This is a genomic window from Streptomyces sp. NPDC093094, from assembly GCF_044754345.1.
In the GTDB taxonomy this organism is placed as follows: domain Bacteria; phylum Actinomycetota; class Actinomycetes; order Streptomycetales; family Streptomycetaceae; genus Streptomyces.
The window spans coordinates 15,921-40,881 of the sequence record NZ_JBIVOX010000004.1; the positions used below are offsets into that span (position 1 = coordinate 15,921).

The following is a 24,961-nucleotide window of genomic DNA, read 5'->3' on the forward strand; positions in this document are numbered from 1 at the left end:
GATCACCCGGCGTCGAAGCCCTCCGGCCTCTGCGCGTCCTCCACGGCTTCGGCCAGGAGCGTGACCAGGTCGTCGACGACCGGAGGGTGGGGGCCGGATCTGCTGACGGCGAGGATCTCCCGGTGGAGCGGCGCGACCCCGGGCGGCAGGACGACCTGCTCGACACCGGAGCCGTGTCCCTGCCCGAGCAGCGTGGCCGGGATCAGTCCGACCGCGAGGCCCGCCCTGATCATGGCGAGCATGCTGTGCAGGTCCTCGGTCTCCAGCGTCACCTGGAGCGCGATGCCCAGTTCTCCGGCCCAGCGGTGCAACTGCCGCCGGTCGGGGCTGTGCGCATGGCCCGAGACCCACTCCCGCTCCAGGCACTCGGCCAGCTCCACGGGACGGCCTCGCCCGGGGTCGGCGCCCGCGACGAGGAGCAGCGGTTCACGCCCCAGGACCGTGATCGCGAGTGCCTCGGACGGGGCGGGCGGGTCCTCGGGGAGATAGCGGTAGGCGACGAGCAGGTCGATGTCGCCCGAGGTGACCCTCGGCACGCCCTCGTCGGTCTCCACCACGACGAGACGGGCACGGGGCCCCGGGCGCCGGATCCTCAGGGCCGACAGGACCTGAGGCAGCAGGTAGGTCATCGCGCTGGGGTAGGTCCCCACCCGCAGTTCCGCGATCTCGCGGTTCGCGATGCCGTGCGCGGTGTCCTGGAAGCGCGCGGTCGCGTCGAAGAGCGTCCTGGCCGCCCGGGCGAGGGAGCGGCCGGCCGCGGTGAAGACCAGCCTGCTGCCGGGGCGCCGGACGATCAGCTCGACGCCCGTCTCGCGTTCGAGCGCGGCGATGTGCTGGGACACCGCCGAGGGCACGTAGCCGAGTTCCGCCGCGGCCTCGGCCATGGAACCGTGGCGCGCCACGGCCAGGAAGGTGGCCAGGAGCTTCAGATCGGGCTGGGGCTTCATGATCCCTGAACTCTCTCTTCAAGATCCGTCGCTTTACGTGCAGCGAGGCGGACGCCAGAGTAAAGGCACCACGACCCGGGAGACCCCGCCCGACAGAAAGCCGAGACCATGGCCCTCGACCTCGCCGCCCTGCGGGCGCACTTCCCCTCCCTCGCCTCCGGCCTCGCCTTCTTCGACGGGCCGGGCGGAACGCAGACCCCCCGGCCCGTCGCGGACGCCGTCGCCGCGGCGATGACCGCCCCGCTGTCCAACCGGGGGACCGTCAGCCGGTCCGAGCTCAACGCCGAACGCGCCGTCGCGGACTTCCGCGCCGCCTACGCCGATCTGCTGAACATGCCCGCGAACGGCGTCGTCCACGGCCGCAGCGCCACTCAGCTGACGTACGACTTCTCCCGCCACCTGGCCAAGGGCTGGAACCCGGGCGACGAGATCGTCCTCAGCCGCCTCGACCACGACGCCAACGTCCGCCCCTGGATCCAGGCGGCCGAGCGGGCCGGAGTGACGGTCCGCTGGATCGAGATCGACCCGGAGACCATGGAGCTCGACCTCGCGTCGTACGAGCGGGCCCTGACCTCCCGGGTCCGGCTGGTCGCCGTCACGGCGGCCTCGAACGTGCTGGGCACCAAGCCGCCCGTGCGCCGGATCGCCGACCGGGCGCACGAGGCCGGTGCCCTGGTGTACGTGGACGGCGTCCACTACGCCGCGCACCATCTCGTGGACGTGCCCGCGCTCGGGGCCGATCTGTTCGTCTGCTCGCCGTACAAGTTCCTCGGACCGCACTGCGGGGTTCTCACGGCGGCCCCCGAGTTCCTGGAGACCCTGCGCCCGGACAAGCTGCTGCCGTCCTCCGACGCCGTGCCGGAGCGTTTCGAGTTCGGCACGCTGCCGTACGAGATCCTCGCGGGCGCCACCGCCGCCGTCGACTTCCTCGCCGCGCTGGACCCGGGCACCGGGACCTCGCGCAGGGAGCGCCTGACGCGCTCGCTGGAGTCCGTGCACACGCATGAACTGGCACTGCGCACACGGCTCCAGGAGGGCCTGGAGTCCCTGGGCGACGCCGTCACCCTGCACTCGAAGGCCCCCGACCGCACCCCGACCCTGCTGATGACCCTCGAAGACCGCGACGCCCACGAGGCCCAGGTGCATCTGGCCGCGCGCGACGTGGTGGCGCCGGCCGGGTCGTTCTACGCCCACGAACCCTTCGCCGCGCTGAAGCTCCGTGACCCCGCCCTGCGCGCGGGACTGGCCCCCTACAACTCCTCCGAGGACGTGGACCGCTTCCTCGACGGGCTCGCCTCCTTCGTCTGACCGGCGCTGGCGGAAGCGAGGCGGGCGGCGCGCCGGCCTCCGGACGAGGTGATCCCGCGGACTCCGCCGAGGGCACCGGGCTCGCGGAGGAGGCCGGGCACGAAGGTGCCGTCCGTGAGCTCCACGCTGTCGAGGGCCATGGGACGGGGCAGGTCCGCGAGCGGTGTGCCCCGTCCCTCGGCCGGCGGCTGCCGCACCTCGGCCGCGATCGCGCCGCCGCCCTCGCGGGCCCGGACTGAGCCCGGACTGAGCCCGGACTGAGCCCGGTCCGAGCCCGGCTCGGGAGGCACCGTGCCCAGCGCGCACAGCCGGTGGGCGGGGGCGGTTGCGGTCGTGCGCCCCGGGCGGGGCGACCTCGTCGGCGGCCTCCCAGGTGTCGCGCCCGGCACCGGACGCCGCGCTCTGCCGGGCCCTGAAGGGGGCGATCGATCCGGCGTTCCGGGTCATCGCTGCGGCGGGAACGCCTCCCGGTACAGGTCACGCATCTGCGGCTCCGCCCAGGTGGTCCCGCCGCACATCTCGACCCTGCCGTCCCTGGCGGCGACCAGGTAGCTGTCGCCGGCCGTGAACGTGCCGCTCTCCGTCTCCCGCGCCTGCCGCAGCGTCACGGTGGTGACGTCCTCCCCGCGGTACCAGTGCTCCACCCGCAGGGTGACCTGTCCGTCGGCGACGGACGTGACCGTGCCCTCGAACGCGGTGGTGCTGGTGCGCAGGAGGCCGACGGTGGGCGCCGCGCACTTCGTGCCGCCGCCGGTGTCCGAGACGGTCAGGACGAGCGGCGCGGCGGACGGGGCGGAGCCGGGGGACCCGCTCGCCGCCTGCCAGGCGGCGAGTCCTGCCGCGGCCAGGACCGCGGCCGCCGCGGCGGCCAGCAGGCGGGGTCGCCGGATCGGCTGCCGGACGCGGGGTCCGGCGGGAACGTGCGAGGTGGTCATGGTGGCCTCCAGGAGCCTGTCGACGTCGGGCGCAGGAGCCTCGTGCACCAGTGCCGGGTCGGCGGCCCGGAGCCGCGCGAGCAGTTCGTCCTCGTTCACCGGTCGCTCCTTCCTTCACCCATTGCCTGTCCGGCGGGCCCGCCGTTCTTTCGTTCCAGAGCCGCAGCCAGTTTCTTCTTGGCCCGGTGCAGGCGGATGCTCACCGCGTTGGGGCTCAGCCCGGTCACCTCGGCTATGGCACGGGGCTTCAGTTCCTCCCACGCCCACAGCAGCACCACCTCACGGTCGGTCTCGCCCAGCGTGCCGAGAGCGTCGTGCAGCTCCCCGTGATCGCCCGGGTCGGCCGGAGGGGAAGGTGACGCGGCCCGGGTCAGCCGTTCCACCAGACGCAGCCGACGGCGCTCCGCCCGGCGGGCGTTGGCCAGGCAGCCCCGGGCGACGCCGTAGCACCACGGCAGCACGTCGTCCGCCCCCGGCGCGGCCCCCTCCGGCATGCCGGGCATCTCGTCCAGACGGCGCCAGAGCACCAGCATCGTCTCGGCGAGCACGTCGTCGACCTGCCCGGCCTCCGCCCGCCGCAGCAGATAGCGGTGCAACGGCGCCGCCACCACGCGCGCCAATGCCTCGTACCGCCTCTCCCGTGTCCGGGCAGGCTCCTGTTCCTGGATCGCTTCCACGCCCCTTCCTGTCCGCACCCCTCACGTTTCTTTCAGCCTGGCCCGGCTCTTTCAGCCCGACCCGGCGCGGAACCCCGGGGCGACGGGACCCGCTCGCGACGGCCCGCGCCGCGTCACACTTCCCGGTTCACCAGGAAGGCGATCAGAGAGCGCAGCTCGTCGGCCGTCGTCGCCCGCAGCGGCACCCCCGCGAGTGCCGTTTCCGCGGCCGTGAGGTGCCGCCGTGCCTCGGCCAGGGCCGCCGACCGTCCGCCCGCCTCCTCGATCAGTGCCGCGGCCCCCTGGGGGTCGGTGTCCAGCAGGGGAGCGAGGCGGCCGGCCGCGGGCGTGCCGAGAGCCACCAGCACCGGGAAGGTCTTCTTGCGCTCCCGCAGGTCACCGTGGACGGGCTTTCCGGTGACGGCGGGATCGCCCCAGATCCCCAGCACGTCGTCGGCGATCTGGAAGGCGACCCCGAGATGACGCCCCGCCCGGTCCAGTGCGGCGGCCGTCCCGGGGTCCGCACCGCCGAGCAGCGCGCCCAGCGCGGCGGAACAGCCCAGCAGCGCCCCGGTCTTGTGCTCGGCCATGACCCGGTACTCCCCGGGCGTCACTCTCTCCGGCCCGGTCCACGGACGCGCGGCGAACAGCAGGTCGTCGGCCTGCCCGCACACCAGGTCGCGCAATGCCGCGGACAGGGTCCGCACCGCGCCGGGACCGGCCGGCTCCGCGGCGAGCGTCTCGACGGCCAGGGCGAACAGGGCGTCTCCGGCGAGGACCGCGGATCCGGTGCCGTATGCCTTCCACACGGCCGGACGCCCGCGCCGGGTGGCGTCGCCGTCCATGATGTCGTCGTGCAGCAGGGAGAAGGCGTGCACCAGTTCCACCGCGACGGCGGCCGCCACTCCGGCCCGCCCGGGCGCACCCGCCGCCTCGGCCCCCAGCACGGCCAGCGCCTGCCGTACGCCCTTGCCGCCCGGCGCGGCCCCCTGCGCGACACCCGGTGCACCGCCCGCCTCGCACCAGCCGAACGAATAGGCGGCCATCTCGCCGACCCAGGGGTGCAGCCGTGCGACGGCCGCGGCCAGCGCGGGCCGCACCAGTGTCCGGCAGCGGTCCAGGACGGCGGGAGCGTCGGCCGACGCCGTGAAGGAGGCCGCCGTCACCGCGCGACCTCCGCGGGGGAGTGAGGGCCGGCAGCGGCATCCGCACCGGCGTCCGCGCACGTACCTGCACCTGTGCCCGGAGCTGGATCCGTGCCCGCGTCCGTGTCCCCCGCCCGGTCCCCGTCCGGCCCCGCACCGAACTCCTCCTGCGCCCGCGCGACCATCTCCCGGGCGTGCCGGAGGCCGATGCGGTCCAGTGTCGACGCCAGGTCGGCGAGTTCGGCGGCGGTCTCCGCGCGGTCGCGGCCCAGCCGGGCCAGGGACTTGGCCAGTCCCAGCCGTGACAGGGCCTCCCCACGCGGCTCGCGCATGGCACGGAACTCGGCCAGCGCCTGCTCGTACAGCGCGCGGGCCTCGGCGTACCGCCCGGCGCGGTACAGCACGTTGCCGCGCATCTTGTGGTTGTAGGCCAGAGCGCTGGACAGCTTCATCTCCCGGCACGTCGTCTCGGCCTCGGACAGCAGGGCCAGCGCGCGCTCGGCGTCCCCGTCGCGCACGGACACCACGTCGGCGAGTCCGCGCAGCGCCCAGGCGTGGCCGCGCCGGTCGTCGGCCCCCTCGGCTATCCGCGCCGCCTCCTCGAACAGGTCGTACGCGGTGTCGTAGCCGCCGGTGTTGCGGTGCATCTGCGCGATGCCCTCCAGGGCCCACACCGTGTGCCGCGCCTCGCCGCGTCGCCGTGCCTCGGCCAGCAGCTGCTCGTGCAGCCTGCCCACGGCCTCGTAGTCGCCCTGGATGCGGCCGGTCTCGGCCAGCCCCGCCAGCGAGTAGCCGCGGACGACGACGTCGCCGCCACGCTCGCCGAGGTCGGCCGCGAGCCCGAGCAGTCGCCGGGCCAGGGCGAGAGCCCCGCGCTGCCGGGCCAGGGTGCCCCCGCTCCACAGCGCCCAGGCCATCGCCGCCACGTCCCCGGCCTCGCGCGCCGCGCGGTAACTCGCCTTCCACGCCTGCTCGGCCTCCTCGACACGGCCCAGCCTGCGGTGCGCCTCGGCCACCGCGAGCCCGGAACGCGCCGCCTCGCCGGGCTGCCCGTCCCGCTCCGCCGCTCTCAACCGCTCGGTTCCGGCGGCCAGTACGTCGGTCAGCGAGGAGTTGACGGACAGGGAGGTGAGTGCGCCCTGGTACTCCGGGGCGAATGCCTTGCCGTACATCGATGCCTTTCGGTCGTGCTGCACACCGGGCCGACACCGCGCGTATACAGGGCATGTATACGCGAGATGTATACATATTGTGTATACACGGTGTGTCTAGTGCGTCGGAAAAGACGCCCTGGCCCAGGGGTCAGGGCGTCGCCTGCTGTCGGTCAAGACGCCGTCCGTGCGGACCGGGTTGCCCGTGAGGCGCAGATCACGTGAGGGTGCGTCAGTGGCGCCGCCTCCTTGCGGGGTTGCCCCGCCGGCCCGCCCCGCCGCTCGCGGAGCCGCGCGCCACCCCGGCATCCGTGCCGACGTGCACCGGCGTACGGCGGGTCCGCCCGGCCGTCGCGCCCTTGATCCCTGGACGGGGAGGTGACTTCCCGGCATCATGGGAGCGCTTCCATCGCCGGCCGTCCTGAGAGTGCCTCCATGCAGAGCCGTACCAAGCGCAGCATGTCCCCGGACGAACTCGGCGCGCTGCTGCACGCGTCCATGGGCACGGGATGCCGGGTCGAGGGAGAGCTGACCGACGGCTGGTTCAACACCGCGTACCGCGTACGTCTCGACGACGGACGCCCCGCGATAGTGAAGCTCGCCCCGCCCGCCGACGCCGCCGTGCTGCGCTACGAGCAGGGCATCATGGCGACCGAGGCGATGGTCTACCACCGGATCGCCGGCCTGCCGGGCCCGGGCGTACCGGCCCCCGCCCTGCTGCATGCCGGGGAGGAACTCCTGGTCCTGTCGGTCCTCGGCGGCACGCCCTGGGACAAGGCGGCCGGCCGGCTCTCCCCGGACCGCGCGTCGGCACTGCGCCGGGAGCTGGGCGGGATCACCGCGCGCCTGCACACGCTGGCCCCCGACGACGGCCGGTTCGGCTACCCGGCAAAGGAGTCGTCGCTCTCCGCCGCCGACTGGCGAACGGCTTTCGGCGCCATGGTGGAGGCTCTTCTGGAGGACGCCGCACGCTGGGGCTCTCCGATCGGCGTCACCCCCGGCGCGGTCCGGGAGCTGGTCGCCGACGGCGCGTACGCGCTGGACGAGGTCACCGAGCCCCGGCTGGTCCACTTCGACCTGTGGCCGGGCAACATCTTCATCGATCTCCCCGGCGGGGCCGGGCCCGCCCGCATCACCGGAATCATCGACCACGAGCGTGCGTTGTGGGCGGACCCGGCCGCCGAACTGGTCTCCCTGGCCTTCGGCGGCGACACGGGCCCGGCCGGCGACTTCGCGGCCGGGTACACCGAAGCGGGCGGCAGCCTCGACTTCACCGACGCCCTCCGGCACCGTCTGGCCCTCTACCGGCTCTACTTCGGGCTGCTGCTCGTCGTCGAGTGCGGTCCGCGCGGCTACGGCGCCGAACATCTCGCCATGTGCCGCCGGACCCTCGCCGAGAGCATCACGGCACTTCGTTCGTCGGGATAGCTCACCGGGACAGGGGAGCACGCCGCTCCGGCCGCCGCGGACACGCACGGTCAGGGCGGCCGGTGCTCCGTGCGACAGGGGCGGGTGTGCCAAGTCGGAGCGGCCGGGGCGTGGTTCGCGCTGCGTTTGCCAGCCGCTGCGGGCGGCGGGAGACTGGAGACACACGCGTGGGCCTGCTGCTGGACAAAGGGGGCCGGTGGGCACCGACGCACAGGGCGCAGCCTCTTCACGGTGCACACCTCCCGTCCCTTCGGCCCGGCCACGTATCCACCCGATCCGTTCGGGCCCGGGATCCCCTCTCCTCGTGATCCCGGGAGATCTGAACGACTGTCCGGAACCGTCGGTCCCGCTCGCCCGGGCGGCCCCGGAGGCGCTGCCCGAGGTCTTCCGCGGAGGGACACCGCCGCGAGCCGCCGGACACGAAGGCCCGCGGTTCCCGGGGGCGGGCCGTGCCGGGCCCGGAACGTCCGGCCACGGCCCGGCTCCCCGACCTCGAACGTGCGGAAAACGCCGCTGCTCCTCTTGCGCAGGAGGCACCTCATGAACAGGACCGGCCGCGTCAGTTGCATCCTCCCCCCGCATCTCCTGCACCAGCTCCTGAAGAGCGATGACAGTGAGGTGCGCCAAGCCGCCCTCGACACCCTGCTGACCACGACGCGGATGCGGGGCGAACGAACGGTCTGGGCGTCCCTCGCCGGCGCCGCCGTCCCCGGCAACGGCCGACGGACCGTCTTCGACTGCAACAGGACCAGATTCCTGCCCCTCGCCGAGATCGTGAGGTCGGAGGACGGGCCGGAGGCGTCCGACGCGTCCGCCAACCGGGCGTTCGAGGGCCTCGGGGCCACCCGCGACTTCTACCAGCAGGTGTTCCGGCGCAATTCGCTCAACGACCGGGGGATGCGTCTGGACGGATACATCCACTTCGGCGTGAAGTACAACAACGCCTTCTGGGACGGACGGCAGATGGTCTTCGGTGACGGAGACGGAAGGAAGTTCAGCGACTTCACCGGATCGCTCACCGTGATCGCCCACGAGCTGGCCCACGGAGTCACCGACTTCACCGCCGGGTTCTCCTACCACGATCAGCCCGGAGCCCTGAACGAGTCGATGTCGGACGTCTTCGGGTCACTGGTCGAGCAGTGGTCGCTGAACCAGTCGGCCGAGGCGGCGAACTGGCTGATCGGGGCCGAGATCTTCACCCCGGGGATCGGCGCGGACGCTCTGAGGTCGATGAAGTCCCCGGGAGAGGCGTACGACAACATCCCCTACGGCAAGGACCCTCAGCCGGACCACATGAACGACTACGTGCATCTGCCGAACACGGAGGAGGGGGACTACGGCGGCGTGCACATCAACTCCGGCATCCCCAACAAGGCCTTCTACCTCACGGCGGTGCGCATCGGCGGATACGCGTGGAAGGCCGCCGGGCTCATCTGGTACGAGTCGCTGAAGGCGTCGGGCCAGGAGACCCAGTTCCAGGAGTTCGCCGACACCACCTACCGGAAGGCCGAAGAGCTGTACGGTTCCGGCAGCACGGAGCAGACGGCGGTGCTGGCGGCGTGGCAGGACGTGGGCATCCACATCAGCGGGGTCCCGGTCGGCGTCGCCCGTACGCGCAGCTTCTCGCCCCGCTGGAACGGCGACGGGGAACAAGGGGACGGCGTGGCGGCCCTGACGAAGAAGGTCGATGTGCTGAACACCCAGATGTCAGGGCTGGCCAAGGAGATGGCCTCGCTGAAGGCGCGCAGGTGACCACCGGCACAGGGCGCGGGCCCGTCCCCGCACGATCGCCGGGCCGAAGAGGCGAACCGTCCGGCCTGTCAGGAGAACGCGCACGATGAAGGTGACCTTGGCGGAACACGGCGGGCAGGCGGCCGCGGTCAATCTCGGCCTCCCGCCCCGGGTGCTGGACAGCGACGACCTGCCCGAGGCCGCCGCGGCGGAGCTGGCCCGGCTCGTCGCGGAAGCCTCCGCGGAGGCGGGGGAGGAGCAGGGGCCGGGCCGTGCCCGCGACGCGATGAGCTACACGATCACGGTCGAGGACGGCGGTCGCTCCACGGTTCTCACCCGGTCGGACACGACCATGACACCGGCGTTCGCGGCCTTGCTCAGCCGGCTGGAGCAGTACTTCGCGCCCTAGGGGAGCGCCCCGGGGGCTCTCGCCCCGTTCCCGGTCCGTGAGGCGCCGCGCCTCACGGACCGCGCCGCGCGCGCCGGTCGTCGCGCCTGCCGCGCCCGCCGGCCGCCGCGCGCGTCGGTGGTCGGGCCTCGGGCCCGTGTGGTGTCGGCGCATGTCGATGCCTATGGAGCCATGGCGCGAAACAGCCTCTCTTTTTACCGGTTTTTACCGGTGGAAACGTAGGGAAACCGCGAATCGGCGCCCGCCGCTTCCAGCCGCCGTCCCCCGACCGGCAGCCGCGGATGCGGTCCTTCCTGGTCGACGCCAGGAACACCGGCACCCTCCCGGACGTCATCGGCCGGCACAGCCCCGGCCCCGGCGGCGTGCCCGAGAGCCTCACCCGCTTCCACCGGCCCCTCGAACGGGAACTCGGCATCTCCCCGCGGCCGGTGGTGATCGAGGAGTACGGCCCGGGCGACGGCGAGTCCGAGGGTGTGCCCGGAGCCATGGTCAAGCACTGGGCGGAGTTCGCCCGTGACGACGTGGACTCCGCCGCCATGGGCATCTGCACCGACCCGGGGCTGCTCGGGAACACCCTGCGCCGCACCGCCGAGGGCCTCGGACCCGACGCGGGCTGGTGCTTCATGAACCGGTACCGGCAGCTCCAGGGCACCAGGCCCGCCGTCAGCCGCTGGGACACCCGGCACCACCAGGGCTCGGACGGCGTCGCCTCCCGGTACCCGGCCGGCCGCACGGTGACGCTGCTCGCCGGCGGCGACGAGGGCGACATCGGCGTCCGGATCCTCCTCGGCCGGCTCGCCCTGCGGCTCGGCCGGCGCGACGGGTGCATCCGTCCCCGGCTGCGCGGCCGAAGAAAGGAGTGGGTTCGGAAAGGTGGCACGCCATGATGTGCCCAGACACCGTCATGTACGCAGATGTGATGTTCGCCGTCACGTCGGCCGGCAGTCTCCGCGCCGTACGGCACGACGTCCGCGAGCAGATGGGCCGGTGGGGCCTGGGCCGTCTCGCCGATGACGCCGTACTCGTCGTCGGTGAGCTGTCGGTCAACGCGCTGGGCCACGGGAGGGGACCCGTGGGGGTCGCGCTCGCGCTGCGTGAGCGGGCCGGCCACCCGGTGCTGAGGATCCAGGTCACGGACGCGGGACACGGCTTCGACGCCGACCTGGTACGGGCTCACTGGAGACATCCCTCCTTCGCCTTCGGCGAGGGAGGCCGCGGACTGCTGCTGATCGACGCCCTCACGGGCGAGTGGGGCCACCGGCACGACAGCACGGGTCACACCGTGTGGGCCGTCCTGTCCTCCGGTACGACCGTATGAGTGACAGCCGCCCACCATGCGTCGTCCGGGCGGATCGGGGAAGTCGGTGCACAGGTGCTCGTGCACCTCCCGTCGCGGGCACTGCTGTCAGCGAGGTCCGTCGGCGGCCGACCAGGAGAAAGGCCAGGCTGTCATGCTTCTCATCGGCGTCATCCTGCTCATCATCGGATTCCTCACGGGCGTGTCGATCCTGTGGACGATCGGCCTCATCCTGGCGGTCGTCGGCGCCGTCCTGTGGGTCATGGGCTCCATGGGACACGCGGTCGCCGGACGCAAGCACTACTACTGACCGGCGGGTTCCCGGGGCAGGGACAGCCTGGTGGCGCCGGTACCAGGAAAAGGTTTCTCTGCCTCACGCCGGCCTTCCGCTGCAGACTCGCGGGAGATGAGGCTCGTCCGCCTCATCTCCCGCGGACGTGCGCCTGAGACACGTACCTCGCGGGCGTCGTGCGCGGAATGAGGACAGAGTCGTGCTGGTGGTCGTGGCTGCGGTGATCGTCGTTCTGTTCTCCGGGGCGCACTGGTACGTATGGCGCCGGCTGGTGCGGGACATGACGACCCGGTCCCGTGCGGCCCGACGGGCGGGTGCCGCCGTCGCCGTGCTCTGCCTGGTGTCGCTCGGGGCCCTGGTCGCGGGCCAGGCCGGCGCCCCGTTCCGGCTCCAGCAGATCCTGGCCTGGCCCGGATACCTCTGGCTGGCCCTTCTGCTCTACCTGGTGCTGGCCCTGCTGGTGGGCGAGGCGGCCCGGCCGCTGCTGCTGCGGGCTCTGGAACGCCGTGCGAGCGGCCGTGAGGGCCCGCGGTCCCCGGCCGCCGACGCCGGTACCGCCGAGCAGGGACCGTCCGCCGCGACGGAGGAACCCGCCGCCGTCATCGAGGAACCGTCCACCGCCGCGGAGCCCGTCCGGCGCCCCGACGTGAGCCGCCGGCTGTTCGTCTCCCGGGTGGTGGGCGGCGCGGCGGCGGCCGCCGCGGTCGGTACGGTCGGCACCGGTATGCACGGCGTGCTGCGGGGGCCGAGGGTCGAGCGGATCACCGTGCCGCTCGCCAAACTGCCCCGCAGCGCCCACGGCTACCGCATCGCCCTCGTCGGCGACATCCACCTCGGCCCCGTCCTGGGCCGTGCGCACACCCGGCGGATCGTCGACGCCGTCAACGCCGCACAGCCGGATCTGGTGGCCGTGGTCGGCGATCTCGTCGACGGTTCGGTGCGTGACCTCGGCGCTGCCGCGGAACCGCTCGCCGGGCTCCGGGCGCGGGACGGCTCGTACTTCGTCACGGGAAACCACGAGTACTACTCGGGTGTCGAGGAGTGGGTGGACCGCGTGCGCGAGCTCGGTGTCCACCCCCTGCGCAACGAGCACGTCGGCATGCCCGGCTTCGTCCTCGCCGGCGTCAACGACATCACCGGCGAGGACCATCACGACGCCCCCGACTACGACCGGGCGCTCGGCGACCGGGACCCGTCCCGGGCCACCGTGCTTCTGGCCCATCAGCCGGTCATGGTCCACGAGGCCGTCAGGTTCGGGGTCGACCTGCAGCTCTCCGGCCACACCCACGGAGGCCAGCTGTGGCCCGGGAACCTCGTCGCGGAGCTGACCAACCCGACCGTCGCCGGTCTGGACCGTTACGGCGACACGCAGTTGTACGTGACACGCGGTGCGGGTGCCTGGGGCCCGCCCGTCCGGGTCGGGGCCCCGTCGGACATCACCGTCGTGGAACTCGCCTCCCCGCAGGCGTGACATCCGCTTTTCGGGGGACCTCGATCCAGCCCGCCCCGTCCCCTCCGCACGGAAGCGCATCAGAACCATGTCCGACCAGCACACAGCCGCCGCACTGGCTGCCGCAGCACTCGTCGCCGCCGTCCTGATCGGCCGGGCGGCCGTCCTCCACGGCGTCCGGGGACGGGCCGCCCACGCGCCGCGCCGCCGGCGCACACCGGGGGGCGCGGCCGGGGCCGCGCCGCCACCCGCTCGTGCGGCAGCGCCTTTCGACGACGTCCCGTCCGCCGTGCGGGAGGCCGAGCGGTACGTGCACCACTGCCGACAGCTCCTCCGGACCCGTGCCGACCCGCCCGACCGGCACTGACTCAGAACGCGGAGTTGGCGAACCAGAGGGCCAGCAGGTCCTTGTCCCCGTCGTGCGCGACGGCCTCCGCGTCGAGGCGCAGACGGCCGTAGACGAGCAGCAGCAGATCGGCCGCGGTTCCCCGGACGGTCGCGTCGGCCTCCTCGGCCGCCGAGGAAGCCGTGTCGAGGCCGAAGCCGTCGGGCCGCAGGCGGACGAGCCAGTCGCCGTCGCCGTCGGTCGCCCGGAAACGGACGGTGCGGCCGGGACCGCGCAGGCCGGCGACCTTGGGCGCGAAGAAGGCGGCGAAGGGCAGGTTGACGAGGAACTCGTCGATCCCGTCGACCGCCGCCGGCCGGTCGATCACGGGCCGCAGACCGAGCGCCAGATCGGCGTCGACCCGGTGCAGCAGGGTCTCGAAGAGCATCCGGCGTGCCCAGAAGCGGGCGTGCTGGTCGACGCCCCAGGCCCACATGGGCAGGCCGGGATCGGTGGCCGCGAAGGCGTTCCCGGCCACGATCGCGCTCTCGGCCAGCCAGTCGGCGTATCCGTCCTGCCGGTCCGGGAGATCCAGGTCCACCTCACGGCTTCGCGGAGGTTCCTGGACACGTGCGTGCAGGAGCGCCGAGAACCAGCGCTGGACGCTGCCGGTGTGCCTGACCAGATCGGCCAGTGTCCAGCCGGGGCAGGTGGGCACCGGAGTCGTCAGGTCGGCGTTCCTGAGCGTCGCGACGAACCGGGCGGTCTCCGCCGCGATCGCCGCGCGGTGGTCGACCGGAGCCGGTCCGCCGCTGCGGTCCGGGGAATTCATCATGGGTGTGCCCTTCTGCTGGTGGCGGATTCCGCGGGCGAGGCGGTCCGTACCGGTGTGTACGGACCGCCTCGCCCCGGTCGGGGTTCGAACAGCCGGCCCGGTCACACGGGCTCGGCCTGCGGCTCGGTCTGCGCGTGTTCCGCGGGCTCGGACACGGCGGCCTTCCGCGGCGCGGGAGTACGGGAGACCTGCGCCTTCCTGAGCCCGACGAGGGCGACGGCGGCGACCAGGACGAACGCCGCTCCGGCGATGGCGAAGCTCAGGGTGAACTGGCCCTCCTGGGGGAGGGCGGGCATCCCGGCGGGCAGCGCGACGGTCTTCGACGCCAGGAGCGAGGTGATCACGGCGCTCGCGACGGCGCTGCCGACGGAGCGGGAGATGGAGTTGATGCCGTTGGCGATGCCGGTCTGCTCGGCCGGGACACTGGCGACGATGAGCGCGGGCATCGAGGCGTAACCGAAGCTGATCGCCAGACCGATGAGCATGCCCGCGCCGATGACCGAGGCACTGGTGTCGTGCGCGGCGGTCAGCCAGGTGAAGCCGAGCACCCCGAAGCAGGCGCCCGCGGTCAGCGTGACGCGGGCGCCGAGCCTGCCCACCAGCACACCGCCGAACTGGGCGCCCACGAGGGAGACGAGCGTGGTCGGCAGCAGATAGACGACCGACGCGGCGAGCACCGACGCGCCGAAGCCGTAACCGACGAGGTCCTCCGGCATCTGCACCAGGTACGAGACGCCGATGAAGTGGGTGAACATCGCGAATCCCAGCAGCAGCCCCGCCAGGTTGGTGAACAGGACGGACCGGTGGACGAACATCTTCATGTCCACCATCGGCTCCTTGACCCGGCTCTCGGTGAGCACCCACACGCCCGTCATGACGACCGCGCCGGCGAAGGAGCCGAGGGTACGGCCGGACGTCCAGCCCCACTCGTGCCCCTGCGAGATGGGCAGCAGCAGAAGCACCAGCAGCATCCCGAGGGTCAGCGCGCCCAGCCAGTCCGTGCGGCCCCCCGTCTTCGCGCGGGAGGCGGGCACCACGAACAGCACACCCGCCAGCGCCACCACGGCGAGCGCGGCCGCCAGCCAGAAGACCCTGTGGTAGTCGGGGTCGGAACCCTGGGTGAGGAGGCCCGCACCGACCAGGGCGAGCCCGCTGCCGAACGCGAGCGTGCCGCTGACCAGGGCCATCGCTCCATGCAGCTTTTCCGGCCTGATCTCCTCGCGCAGCACGGAGAGGGCGAGCGGGAAGATCGCGGTCGCCGCGCCCTGCATCACCCGCCCGATGATCAGCCAGGTCAGGGAGGTGGTGGTGGCGGCGAGCACCGAACCGGCGATCATCACGAGCAGCACACCGACGAGCGTGGGCTTCTTCCCGTGCTGGTCACCGAAGCGGCCGAGCAGCGGGGTGAACACGGCTGCCGACAGCAGCGTGGCCGTGGTCACCCAGCTGACGTTCGCCGTGGTGGCCTTCAGATCGCTCTGGATGATTCCCAGGATCGGGACGACCAGGGTCTGCATCATCGAGACGACCATGGCGGCGAGCCCGAGCACCAGGACGATCCCGGTGTGCCCGGAGGACCTGGACGACGCCGCGGGGTGGGAGTGAGACACGGAAGCTCTGCCCTAACTGTGTGAGAACCGCGAAGCTTGAGAACGGCAATGCTTGAGAACAGCGATCCTTGAGAATCGATATGCTTGAGAACCTCAAGTAATCGCCCTGACGTTAGACCTCAATACTTGAGATGGTCAAGCTTCCGGGCGTAGGGTGACCGGTATGACAGGAACCAGCGGTGTCGACACGGCTCGGCTCATGGAGCTGCTCTCGGTGTCGCTCGCCGCCTACTACGGCGACTTCACGGCGGCCGCGGCGAGCGAGAACCTCACGGCCAGCCAGGGCAAGACGCTCAATGTGCTGCGCCGGGGGCCCGCCGCCATGCGCGTCCTCGCGGCCGTCCTGACCTGCGACGCCTCCAACATGACGGGGATCGTCGACCGGCTGGAGAAGCGTGGTCTGGTGCGGCGCGAGCCCAGCCCCACCGACCGGCGCGTCAAGAACGTCGTCCTCACCGCCGAGGGCGAACACGTCATCGACGTGATCCGCGGGAAGATGCACACCACCCGCGCCGGGCTGGACAGGCTCGACGGCGAGGAGCGGGACACCCTCTACGCCCTCCTGGAGCGTGCCTTCGTCGCCCGGCCCGCTTCCGTCTGAGCCGGCCCTCGACTCCCGCGCTCACCTTCGGGCCGCGCTGAGCGCGGCCCGCCGCGGCCCGCGGGCGTGTTCCGGCCGTCACCCCTGATCCGCGTCACCCGCGGGGGTGCCCGCGTGTCCGCGGCCGAAGCGGTGTCCGAGGTGCCGCCCTCCCCGCACGGACGTGCGCGGCGCCGACCGGTCCCGGCGGGCGGCGCCGGGGAGCCGGGTCCGCCCGCGCCCCGGCGCGGATCCCCGGGTGCCGGAGCGCGTGGTGCGTTCCGGGACTCCGGTGTTGCGCTGCCCGGGTCGCCCCGGCGTCGGCCGTAGGGTCGGCCGGGGCGGAACCGCGCGGTCCGGCGGAATCCCGCGCCGTTGTTGTGCTCCTGGTCACACCGGGGTGACCTCTTGTCATTTAGTAGGACGTCCTAGTATCTCTCGTAGCTACAGCTCCAGTGTCTGGTCCGGAGGGCCCCATGAGTGATCTGCACCGCCCCGTGCATCCCGTTCGCCTGGTCACCGCGTCGGCCCTGTTCGACGGCCACGACGCCTCGATCAACATCATGCGGCGGATCTTCCAGTCCCAGGGCGTCGAGGTGATCCATCTCGGGCACAACCGGTCGGTGAAGGAGGTCGTCGACGCGGCGCTCGAGGAGGACGCGCACGGCGTCGCGGTCTCGTCCTACCAGGGCGGACACGTGGAGTACTTCGAGTACCTGGTGGAGTCGCTGCGCGCCCAGGGCGCGGACCACGTCCGGGTCGTCGGTGGTGGCGGAGGCGTCATCGTGCCCGAGGAGATCTCCCGGCTGCGCGCGAGCGGAGTGACGATCTTCTCGCCCGAGGACGGTCAGCGCATGGGCCTCGCCGGCATGGTCAACTCGGTGGTCGCCGACTGCGACTTCGACCTGTGGGACACCAAGCCCGCCGAGGCGGCCGCCGTCCTCGCCGGCGACCGGTTCGCCGTCGCCCGCGCCGTCACCGGGGCCGAGCTGGGCAAGCTGCCCGCCTCGTTCCTCGACGAGCTGCGCGCCGCCGGCGCGGCACGGCAGGTGCCCGTCCTGGGCATCACCGGCACCGGTGGCTCCGGCAAGTCCTCGCTCACCGACGAACTCGTCCGCCGGTTCCGCGTCGACCAGCAGGACAAGCTGCGCATCGCCGTGATCGCCGTCGACCCGACCCGCCGCCGGGGCGGCGGCGCGCTGCTCGGCGACCGCATCCGCATGAACTCCCTCGACGGCGGTCAGGTGTTCTTCCGCAGCCTGGCCACCCGCGGCAGCCGCGAGGTGCCCGAGCACCTGGCCGACGTGATCGACGTCGTGAAGGCCGCCGGCTTCGACCTGGTCGTCGTCGAGACCCCCGGCATCGGCCAGGGCGACGCGGCCATCGTGCCGTTCGTCGACACCAGCCTGTACGTGATGACGCCCGAGTTCGGTGCCGCCTCCCAGCTCGAGAAGATCGACATGCTCGACTTCGCCGACGTGGTGGCGATCAACAAGTTCGAGCGGCGCGGCGCCCTCGACGCCATGCGCGACGTCGCCCGCCAGCTCATCCGCAACCGCGAGGCGTTCGGCATGCGCCCCGAGCAGATGCCGGTCTACGGCACCTCCGCGGCCACCTTCAACGACGACGGCGTCACCGCGCTCTACCAGCACCTCAGGTCCCTGCTCGGCGAGAAGGGCCTGCCGCTGTCCGAGGGCACCCTGCCCGCGGTCGACGTCCGGCACTCCTCCGGCATCCGCCAGGTCGTGCCCTCCGACCGGGTCCGCTACCTCGCCGAGATCACCGAGACCGTCCGCAAGTACCACTCGGAGACCCTCGTCCTGGCCGAGGCCGCCCGCCGCGTCCAGCGCCTCGCCGCCGTCCGCGACGAACTCGTCGAGGCCGGCTCCGACGACAGCGGCGTGGAGTCCCTGCTCGACGGCGCCCGCCGTGCCCTCCCGCACGAGGTCACCGAGCAGATCGAGGGCTGGCCCGCCGTCGTCGAGGCGTACGCCCAGGACGAACTCGTCGTGAAGGTCCGCGACAAGGAGATCCGCACCAAGCTCGTGCGCGAGTCCCTCTCCGGCAACAAGATCCCCCGTGTCGCCCTGCCCCGCTACGCCGACCACGGCGAACTCGTGCGGTTCTGGCGCGGCGAGAACCTGCCCGGCCACTTCCCCTTCACCGCGGGCGTGTTCCCGTTCAAGCGGGACGGCGAGGACCCGGCGCGCATGTTCGCCGGCGAGGGCGACCCGTTCCGCACCAACCGCCGCTTCCGGCTGCTGTCCGAGGGCCAGCCCGCGACCCGCCTGTCCACCGCGTTCGACTCGGTCACCCTCTACGGGCGCGACCCCGACGAGCGCCCCGACATCTACGGCAAGGTCGGCACCTCCGGCGTCTCCGTCGCCACCCTCGACGACATGAAGGCCCTCTTCGACGGCTTCGACCTGGTCGCCCCGACCACCTCGGTCTCCATGACCATCAACGGGCCCGCCCCGACCGTCCTGGCGTTCTTCCTCAACACCGCCATCGACCAGCAGCTCGACGCCTTCCGCGCCGCCGAGGACCGCGAGCCGACCGCAGAGGAGGCGGCCGGGCTGCGAGCCAGGGCCCTCGCCGGCGTGCGCGGCACGGTGCAGGCCGACATCCTCAAGGAGGACCAGGGCCAGAACACCTGCCTGTTCTCCACCGAGTTCTCGCTGCGCATGATGGCCGACGTCCAGGAGTGGTTCATCCAGAACCAGGTCCGCAACTTCTACTCGGTGTCCATCTCCGGCTACCACATCGCCGAGGCCGGCGCGAACCCCATCAGCCAGCTCGCCTTCACCCTCGCCAACGGCTTCACCTACGTCGAGGCGTACCTGGCGCGCGGCATGGACATCGACGACTTCGCGCCGAACCTGTCGTTCTTCTTCTCCAACGGCATGGACCCCGAGTACTCCGTCCTCGGCCGGGTCGCCCGGCGCATCTGGGCCGTCGCCATGAAGGAGAAGTACGGGGCCAACGAGCGCTCCCAGAAGCTCAAGTACCACGTCCAGACCTCGGGCCGCTCCCTGCACGCCCAGGAGATGGACTTCAACGACATCCGCACCACGCTCCAGGCCCTCATCGCCATCTACGACAACTGCAACAGCCTGCACACCAACGCCTACGACGAGGCGGTCACGACCCCGACGGAGGAGTCCGTCCGGCGCGCCCTCGCCATCCAGCTGATCATCAACCGGGAGTGGGGCCTGGCGATGAACGAGAACCCCCTCCAGGGTTCGTACATCATCGACGAGCTCACCGACCTGGTCGAGGCGGCCGTGCTCACCGAGTTCGAGCGGATCAGCGAACGGGGCGGCGTGCTCGGCGCCATGGAGACCGGCTACCAGCGCGGCCGGATCCAGGACGAGTCGATGCTGTACGAGCAGCGCAAGCACGACGGCACCCTGCCGCTCATCGGCGTCAACACCTTCCGCAACCCGAATGCCGACACCGCCGAACCGGGTGTCATCGAGCTGGCCCGCGCCACCGAGGCGGAGAAGCAGTCCCAGCTGGACCGCGTCCACGGCTACCAGTCCGCCCACCAGGAGCCCGCGCACGAGGCCCTGGCGGCCCTCAAGAGCGCGGCCATGGAGGGCCGCAACGTCTTCGCGGTCCTCATGGACGCCGCGCGGGTCTGCTCCCTCCAGCAGGTGACCGACGCGTTCTTCGAGGTCGGAGGCCAGTACCGCCGCAACGTCTGATCCGGCGGCACCCGTACGGGGCGCCCCGGGGACACGGGCCGACAGGAGAAGCCGGCACCGTACCCCGGGGCGCTCTGACGTATGCGCCGACGAGCTCGATCCGCACGCCGCGGCCCGGTCCGGATGCCGGCCGAGCCGCCGGACCCGAGTCGTTCCGGGCAGCGAATCCGCCGCGTCACCCTGACCGCAAGGGGCGCCGGTCCGCCGGGACTTGGTCTTCCCCGGCCGGCCGCGAACCGTTCGCGCAGTCCGGTGTGCCCGTGACGCCTCGGTCCCGAGGACCTTGTCCGCCGGGGCCCGCCCGCCCGGCACACCGCTCGACACGTCGAGCGGTGTGCCGGGCGATGGCGGCCGAGCACGGCCTGTTTCTCCTGGTCAGACCACTTCTCGCGCGCACGTGATCATGATATGAAGATCGCCTTCACAGATTGATCACATGTGGAGGCCCGGTGTGCGATCGCCGGGCAGCCCGCCGGTGCCTCCGCACGGGAGTGCCGCGGGCCGATCGCCCGCCAAATCGTTGTAACTGCCACTCATCTGTGGCCTCCCATGCAAGGAGATCGCCCACGATGCGCCTGATACGCGTCCTGTCCCTGGCGGGACTCAGCGCGGCCACCGCGGCCGGCCTGCTGGTGCCGTCCGCGCCCGCGACCGCGGCCACCGCGCCGGCCCACCGGCCCGTTCCGGTCGCCGGCATCCATGGCATCGACGTACCGCGCGTGCGGATCGCCACGCCGAGGGAGGGCGTCGCGCCCCAGGTCACCGCACCGAGCTCCGCCTACCGTTTCCTGATTCCCGGCAACCCTCCGGGACGCTGGAACCCCTGCGCCAGGCTGACCTACAAGGTGAACCTCAACGGCATGCCGTCCGCCGAACTCACCCGGGTCAAGGCCGCGGCCGCGGTGATCGCGAGCGCTCTGGGCGGAGCCCGCATCGAGTACGCCGGCACGACCACCACGATCCCGCAGCGCACTGACGACGTGGGCTCCTCGCGTGCCTCGGTCGTGCTCGCGTTCGCGACTCCCGGCACGGGCAAGGGCAAGTCCCGGATGCTGCCCGGCGGCAGCACCGCGGGCATGGGCGGGTTCGCGTTGCAGAGCGTCCCCGACAACTACCGGATCCTGCGCGGTTACGCGGGTGCGGCGGTCTTCGACAAGAACCACGTCGTGAAGATGACCGCCGCCAAGCGCAGCAGCCTGTACCTCCACGAACTCGGGCACGTCTTCGGCCTCGACCACGTGAACTACAAGGGTTCCGTCATGTACCCGGTGATCCTGGGCGTGACCAGGCTCAGCCCCGGAGACCGCACGGGCTTCCAGAAGCTCGGCAGAACGGCCGGCTGCCTGAACGACGCCTCCCCGGTCACCCCTGTCCCGGCCCTGTCCGGCACCACGTTCAAGGTGTCCTGGCCCGCGGCGTCCGCCACGTCGGGCCGCCCCACCTACCGGACCACGCTCAGCCTCCCGGACGGCTCCTCCCTGAACCTCGGACCCACCACGGCCACCAGCGTCTCGGTGTCGCTCAGCCGCCTGCTGTCCGAGGCACGGGAGGTGGATCCCGCCACCCCGGTCAAGGTCACCGTCCAGGTCACCACGACCAACCCGATCAGCACCAAGGCGGGCCCGCGGGTCTCCTTCACCCTGCCCAAGGCCGTCGAGGCGTCGGCGGCGTCGGCCGGCTTCGACTTCGCCACCGGCAGCCTGGTGATGACCCCGCCGCGCTGGACCCTCTCCGGAGTGCGCCTGCCGGTGGAATGGTCGATCAGCGGCTCGGTGAAGTGCACCCGGCCCGACGGCGCCTGGACCTCGTGGTCCGGCCATCTGGGCTGGGTCTGGAGCGACGAGCCGAACACCACCTACACCCTCCCCACCGACTGCATCTCCGTCGACCTGGCGGCGGACATGAAGGTCGAGACCGCGGCGAGCAGGACGCCCGTGTCCCACCTGACGCAGACCTTCGACCGCCCGGACACGACCGGCTGATCCGGACGGATCGCCCCACGCTCACGGACGGCGGGCCCGGCCCTCACACTGCACGACGGCCGGGCCCGCCGCCCGGTTGCCGTCATCGCCCTGCGCATGGCCGTCGTCCGGGCCGGCAGCGTCCACGGCGGCGCGTGGCAGGGGCCGCCGTCCGTGCTGACGCACCACCCCGAGGACGCGCGGCCCGCCGACGGGATCCGCCCCGTTCGGCGACCCCGGAGGCGCCCCCAGTCCGGCTCGCCCCGTCCGGCGGTGACGAGAGTACGGCCGAGGGACAGGAGCGGTACCGCACCTGTCCCGGAGGGGGTCCCCGGCCGGGTGCGGGAGCCGCGGCAGGGGCTCTCCGCCGCGCTCGGCCCGGGGCGGGCGCGGCGGGACGGAGAAGGGCGTCTTCGCCGGGCGGTGTTTTGATCGGCGGGTCGGGCCTACCTGTACATCATGGTCAGGTCGATGCGTGAGACAGAGCGAAAGTACGAGGTCCCTTCCTCAGCCGATTTCTCCTGGCTGTCCGAGCTGGAGCGGGTGGACGGCGTCAGGTCGGTCGTCGGCCCGAGCGCGCGAGAACTGGATGCGGTCTACTACGACACCGAGGACCTTCGCCTGCACGGTTCCTCGGTGACACTGCGTCGCAGGAGCGGCGGATCCGACGCGGGATGGCATCTCAAGCTGCCCCTGCCGGGCGACAGTCGGGAGGAGATCCGGTCCGCCCCGGCCGACGACGTCCCGGGCGCGATGCTCGACCTGAGCATGTCCCGCACCCGTGGAGCGGAGCTGACCCCTGTGGTCCGCGTCCGCACCCACCGGGAGGTGTGGCATCTCATGGACGCGCAGGGCGCTCGCCGCGCGGAACTGAGCGTCGACGCGGTCCGCGCGGAGTCCTTGCGCGCGAAGGGCGCACGGACGGCGTGGCGGGAGGTGGAGGTGGAACTGGCCGAGGAGACCGCTGACGCGGCGCTCCTGGACGCCGTGGACGCGGAGCTGCGCGGGAAGGGGCTCGTCCTCGTGCGGTCGTCGTCGAAGTTCGCCCGGGCGCTCGCCGAGACCGGGGCCGCCCCGGCCGCCGGGGCGGACGGGTCCGCGGGGGAGGCGGGTCCGGCGGGCGAGCCTGTTCTCGCCTATCTGCGAGAACAGGTGGAAGCCCTCACCGCCCTCGACCCGGCCGTACGGCGCGACCGGCCCGACGCGGTGCACAGGATGCGCGTCGCGTGCCGTCGTCTGCGCAGCTGTCTGCGCTCCTACCGGTCCGTCCTCGACCGCGAGGTCACCGACGCCGTCCGTGACGAGCTGAAGTGGCTGGGCGGTGAACTGGGCGTCGAGCGTGATCACGAAGTGCTGATGAAACGTCTCACCCACGGCGTCGATGCCCTGCCCGGGGAACTGGTCCTCGGCCCCGTGACCGCACGGCTGCAGGTGTGGGACGTCGCCGGCATGAGCGAAGCGCACCAGCGCACTCTGGACGCTCTGGGCTCGCGTCGCTACCGGGCGCTGCTCGACGCCCTCGCCGCGCTCGTGGAGCGGCCTCCGCTGCGGGCCGGGGCCGGCAGGAAGGCGGACAAGGTCATGGCCAGGGCCGTCCTCAAGGAGTTCGACCGCCTGGCCGACCGCATGACCACCGCCCTGGCCCTGTCGCCCGGACCCCGGCGTGACACGGCCCTGCACGAGGCCCGCAAGGCGGCGAAGAAGGTGCGCTATGCGGCGGAGGTGGCCCGCCCTGCCCTCGGTAAACCGGCGAAGCGTCTGGGTAAACGGGCCAAGTCGGTGCAGCGGGTGCTCGGCGACCACCAGGACAGCGTGGTGGCCCGTGACACGATCAGGGACCTCGCCGTGGCGGCCCGGACGGCGAGTGAGACCGGCTTCACCTGGGGTCTGCTGTACGGCAGGCAGGAGGCCGTCGCGGCCGACAGGGAGCGGGAACTGCCGGCGGTGTGGAAGCGCGCCTCGAAGCCCGTACTGCGCAAGCGGCTCCGGCCCTGACGGCCGGAGCCTGGGGCGCGGAGCCGGTCCGCCGCGCGATGTCGGCGAGTGTCGCGCGAGCCCCCGGACTCCGCCGTCGAACGGGCGGACTCCCGCCTGCGTGGACGCCGTCGACCGCGGCATCGTCGACCGGGATGCCGTCGACTGGGATGCCGTCGACCGGGGCACCGTCCGCTCGGTGCCGGCAGTACGCACCGCGTCGCGGACCGGGCGCCTCGGGGGCGGTTCCGCCCGGACTCAGCGGCTCCCGGAAGCGATCCAGTGCTCGTTGGCCCGGTGCCGGTCCAGCCCCACGGCGTCGAACTCGTCCTCGCCCAGACTCCTTCTCGCGCCGAGCCGCCGAAGCGCCTGCGAGATCGGGCTGACGGTCCGGGAGAACCGTTTCTTTGCCGGAACGTCCAGCGGGCCCAGCACCAGGGCCCCGCCGGCCCAGACGGCGGCCCGCTGCCTGCCGACACCGCCGAAATAGTCCGCCTCCACATAGGCGACCGGACCGGCGGCCGACCACCGGGCGAGCAGTTCCTCGAATCCTCCCGGCAGCCGCCAGAAACCCAGAGCCCGCTCGGTGCTCCCGTCCGTGACGGCGTCGAAGACCTCGTCCGTGATCGGCATCAGCGACAGGCCCTGACGAAGAGATGCCACCTTCGCACCGGGAACGTCCCGTGCCCCGGCACGCAGCAGCTCCTCTCCCGCGATCACTGCCTGCAGTCCGTAACTCACGCCAGAACCCTCCCCGTCGGCCGTAAGCCTCATCCTGCCCGAATCCGCGACGGGTCACCCGGCCGGACGCCCCCACAGGCCCTCCCGCGCGCGCCGTGCTCCCATGAAAGCGTCCTCCGCGTCGACCTGGAGGGAGTTGATCATGCACGAGATGTGGCGGGGCGCCGACGCCTCGGGATCCTGGGTGTGGCACGTCCTGGTGGCGGACAAGAGCTGGACGATGTGCGGAATGGCGAAGCAGGAGGATGTCCACGGAGGTGAATCGACGGACCGGCACTGCCTCGCCTGCATGCAGGTGTTCCAGGACGAAGTCCTGTGACGCTCCCGGTCCGAGAGGGCCGGCCGTGACCAGCGGGGCGGGGGCCCCCCCCCCGGGGCCCCCCCCCCCGCCCCGGGGCCCCCCCCCCGCGGGGGCCCCCCCGGGGCCCCCCCCCCCCCCGGGCCCCCGGCCCCCCGGGCGCCGGGGGCCGCCGGGGTTG

23 protein-coding genes are annotated in these 24,961 nt (G+C 72.5%); 14 read left to right on the plus strand and 9 right to left on the minus strand.

What is annotated here, in order from left to right:
• Nucleotides 1-2: 2 nt before the first annotated feature.
• On the minus strand, nucleotides 3-947 hold the full coding sequence (locus ACIQGV_RS08800; protein ID WP_402492468.1) for a LysR family transcriptional regulator: 945 nt from the start codon (nucleotides 945-947) through the stop codon (nucleotides 3-5).
• A 108-nt stretch (nucleotides 948-1,055) separates the two neighbouring features.
• Here ACIQGV_RS08800 and ACIQGV_RS08805 point away from each other — a divergent pair, with 108 nt between their 5' ends.
• Nucleotides 1,056-2,255 (plus strand): cysteine desulfurase-like protein, encoded by a 1,200-nt coding sequence (locus tag ACIQGV_RS08805; protein ID WP_402492470.1) that lies wholly within the window; start codon nucleotides 1,056-1,058, stop codon nucleotides 2,253-2,255.
• On the opposite strand, the gene ACIQGV_RS08810 is transcribed toward ACIQGV_RS08805, so the two are convergent.
• The 5 genes from ACIQGV_RS08810 to ACIQGV_RS08830 all read right to left on the minus strand — a co-directional run bounded on the left by ACIQGV_RS08810 (nucleotide 2,198) and on the right by ACIQGV_RS08830 (nucleotide 6,163).
• Entirely contained in the window at nucleotides 2,198-2,644 is a 447-nt protein-coding gene (locus ACIQGV_RS08810) for a hypothetical protein (RefSeq protein ID WP_402492472.1), read from the minus strand. The two genes, ACIQGV_RS08805 and ACIQGV_RS08810, sit on opposite strands and share 58 nt — an antisense overlap.
• A gap of 54 nt (nucleotides 2,645-2,698) precedes the next feature.
• Entirely contained in the window at nucleotides 2,699-3,289 is a 591-nt protein-coding gene (locus tag ACIQGV_RS08815) for a hypothetical protein (protein WP_402492474.1), read from the minus strand.
• A complete protein-coding gene (locus ACIQGV_RS08820) occupies nucleotides 3,286-3,867 on the minus strand; it encodes an RNA polymerase sigma factor (protein ID WP_402492476.1) in 582 nt (193 codons plus the stop codon). Before ACIQGV_RS08820 ends, ACIQGV_RS08815 begins: the two co-directional genes overlap by 4 nt.
• A 113-nt stretch (nucleotides 3,868-3,980) precedes the next feature.
• Nucleotides 3,981-5,012: a polyprenyl synthetase family protein gene (locus ACIQGV_RS08825; protein ID WP_402492478.1), complete on the minus strand. Its 1,032-nt coding sequence runs from the start codon at nucleotides 5,010-5,012 to the stop codon at nucleotides 3,981-3,983.
• Nucleotides 5,009-6,163 carry a tetratricopeptide repeat protein gene (locus ACIQGV_RS08830; protein ID WP_402493178.1) on the minus strand — a complete coding sequence of 385 codons (1,155 nt, stop codon included), beginning with the start codon at nucleotides 6,161-6,163 and terminating at the stop codon, nucleotides 5,009-5,011. Before ACIQGV_RS08830 ends, ACIQGV_RS08825 begins: the two co-directional genes overlap by 4 nt.
• 414 nt (nucleotides 6,164-6,577) lie before the next feature.
• On the opposite strand from ACIQGV_RS08830, the gene ACIQGV_RS08835 reads away from it, so the two are divergent.
• The 8 genes from ACIQGV_RS08835 to ACIQGV_RS08870 all read left to right on the plus strand — a co-directional run bounded on the left by ACIQGV_RS08835 (nucleotide 6,578) and on the right by ACIQGV_RS08870 (nucleotide 13,116).
• Nucleotides 6,578-7,570, plus strand: a complete 993-nt coding sequence (locus ACIQGV_RS08835) for a phosphotransferase family protein (protein WP_402492480.1) — start codon at nucleotides 6,578-6,580, stop codon at nucleotides 7,568-7,570.
• Between the two features lie 540 nt (nucleotides 7,571-8,110).
• Nucleotides 8,111-9,322, plus strand: a complete 1,212-nt coding sequence (locus ACIQGV_RS08840) for a M4 family metallopeptidase (RefSeq protein WP_402492482.1) — start codon at nucleotides 8,111-8,113, stop codon at nucleotides 9,320-9,322.
• Between the two features lie 85 nt (nucleotides 9,323-9,407).
• Nucleotides 9,408-9,710 carry a protealysin inhibitor emfourin gene (locus tag ACIQGV_RS08845; RefSeq protein WP_402492484.1) on the plus strand — a complete coding sequence of 101 codons (303 nt, stop codon included), beginning with the start codon at nucleotides 9,408-9,410 and terminating at the stop codon, nucleotides 9,708-9,710.
• 281 nt (nucleotides 9,711-9,991) lie between these two features.
• Entirely contained in the window at nucleotides 9,992-10,597 is a 606-nt protein-coding gene (locus tag ACIQGV_RS08850) for a hypothetical protein (protein ID WP_402492486.1), read from the plus strand.
• The gene (locus ACIQGV_RS08855) at nucleotides 10,594-11,028 is read left to right on the plus strand and encodes an ATP-binding protein (protein ID WP_402492488.1); all 435 of its coding nucleotides are present in this window, start codon (nucleotides 10,594-10,596) and stop codon (nucleotides 11,026-11,028) included. The genes ACIQGV_RS08850 and ACIQGV_RS08855 overlap by 4 nt, the downstream gene beginning before the upstream one ends.
• 133 nt (nucleotides 11,029-11,161) lie before the next feature.
• Nucleotides 11,162-11,317 (plus strand): DUF6131 family protein, encoded by a 156-nt coding sequence (locus ACIQGV_RS08860; protein WP_402492490.1) that lies wholly within the window; start codon nucleotides 11,162-11,164, stop codon nucleotides 11,315-11,317.
• Nucleotides 11,318-11,498: 181 nt separating this feature from the next.
• Nucleotides 11,499-12,770 (plus strand): metallophosphoesterase, encoded by a 1,272-nt coding sequence (locus ACIQGV_RS08865; protein ID WP_402492492.1) that lies wholly within the window; start codon nucleotides 11,499-11,501, stop codon nucleotides 12,768-12,770.
• 67 nt (nucleotides 12,771-12,837) lie between these two features.
• Nucleotides 12,838-13,116 carry a hypothetical protein gene (locus tag ACIQGV_RS08870; protein ID WP_402492494.1) on the plus strand — a complete coding sequence of 93 codons (279 nt, stop codon included), beginning with the start codon at nucleotides 12,838-12,840 and terminating at the stop codon, nucleotides 13,114-13,116.
• A gap of 1 nt (nucleotide 13,117) precedes the next feature.
• On the opposite strand, the gene ACIQGV_RS08875 is transcribed toward ACIQGV_RS08870, so the two are convergent.
• Entirely contained in the window at nucleotides 13,118-13,909 is a 792-nt protein-coding gene (locus tag ACIQGV_RS08875) for a maleylpyruvate isomerase family mycothiol-dependent enzyme (protein ID WP_402492496.1), read from the minus strand.
• Nucleotides 13,910-14,010: 101 nt separating this feature from the next.
• Nucleotides 14,011-15,519, minus strand: coding sequence for an MFS transporter (locus ACIQGV_RS08880; protein ID WP_402492498.1), 1,509 nt, complete (start codon nucleotides 15,517-15,519; stop codon nucleotides 14,011-14,013).
• Nucleotides 15,520-15,682: 163 nt separating this feature from the next.
• Here ACIQGV_RS08880 and ACIQGV_RS08885 point away from each other — a divergent pair, with 163 nt between their 5' ends.
• From ACIQGV_RS08885 to ACIQGV_RS08900, 4 genes are all read left to right on the plus strand, one after another.
• Nucleotides 15,683-16,120: a MarR family winged helix-turn-helix transcriptional regulator gene (locus tag ACIQGV_RS08885; RefSeq protein ID WP_402492500.1), complete on the plus strand. Its 438-nt coding sequence runs from the start codon at nucleotides 15,683-15,685 to the stop codon at nucleotides 16,118-16,120.
• Nucleotides 16,121-16,575: 455 nt separating this feature from the next.
• Nucleotides 16,576-19,806, plus strand: a complete 3,231-nt coding sequence (icmF, locus tag ACIQGV_RS08890) for a fused isobutyryl-CoA mutase/GTPase IcmF (RefSeq protein ID WP_402492502.1) — start codon at nucleotides 16,576-16,578, stop codon at nucleotides 19,804-19,806.
• A 569-nt stretch (nucleotides 19,807-20,375) separates the two neighbouring features.
• Nucleotides 20,376-21,788 carry a matrixin family metalloprotease gene (locus tag ACIQGV_RS08895; protein ID WP_402492504.1) on the plus strand — a complete coding sequence of 471 codons (1,413 nt, stop codon included), beginning with the start codon at nucleotides 20,376-20,378 and terminating at the stop codon, nucleotides 21,786-21,788.
• 438 nt (nucleotides 21,789-22,226) lie between these two features.
• Nucleotides 22,227-23,762 (plus strand): CHAD domain-containing protein, encoded by a 1,536-nt coding sequence (locus ACIQGV_RS08900; RefSeq protein ID WP_402492506.1) that lies wholly within the window; start codon nucleotides 22,227-22,229, stop codon nucleotides 23,760-23,762.
• Nucleotides 23,763-23,999: 237 nt separating this feature from the next.
• On the opposite strand, the gene ACIQGV_RS08905 is transcribed toward ACIQGV_RS08900, so the two are convergent.
• A complete protein-coding gene (locus ACIQGV_RS08905) occupies nucleotides 24,000-24,482 on the minus strand; it encodes a hypothetical protein (RefSeq protein WP_402492508.1) in 483 nt (160 codons plus the stop codon).
• Between the two features lie 142 nt (nucleotides 24,483-24,624).
• On the opposite strand from ACIQGV_RS08905, the gene ACIQGV_RS08910 reads away from it, so the two are divergent.
• Nucleotides 24,625-24,801, plus strand: coding sequence for a hypothetical protein (locus tag ACIQGV_RS08910; RefSeq protein ID WP_402492509.1), 177 nt, complete (start codon nucleotides 24,625-24,627; stop codon nucleotides 24,799-24,801).
• Nucleotides 24,802-24,961 lie beyond the last annotated feature (160 nt).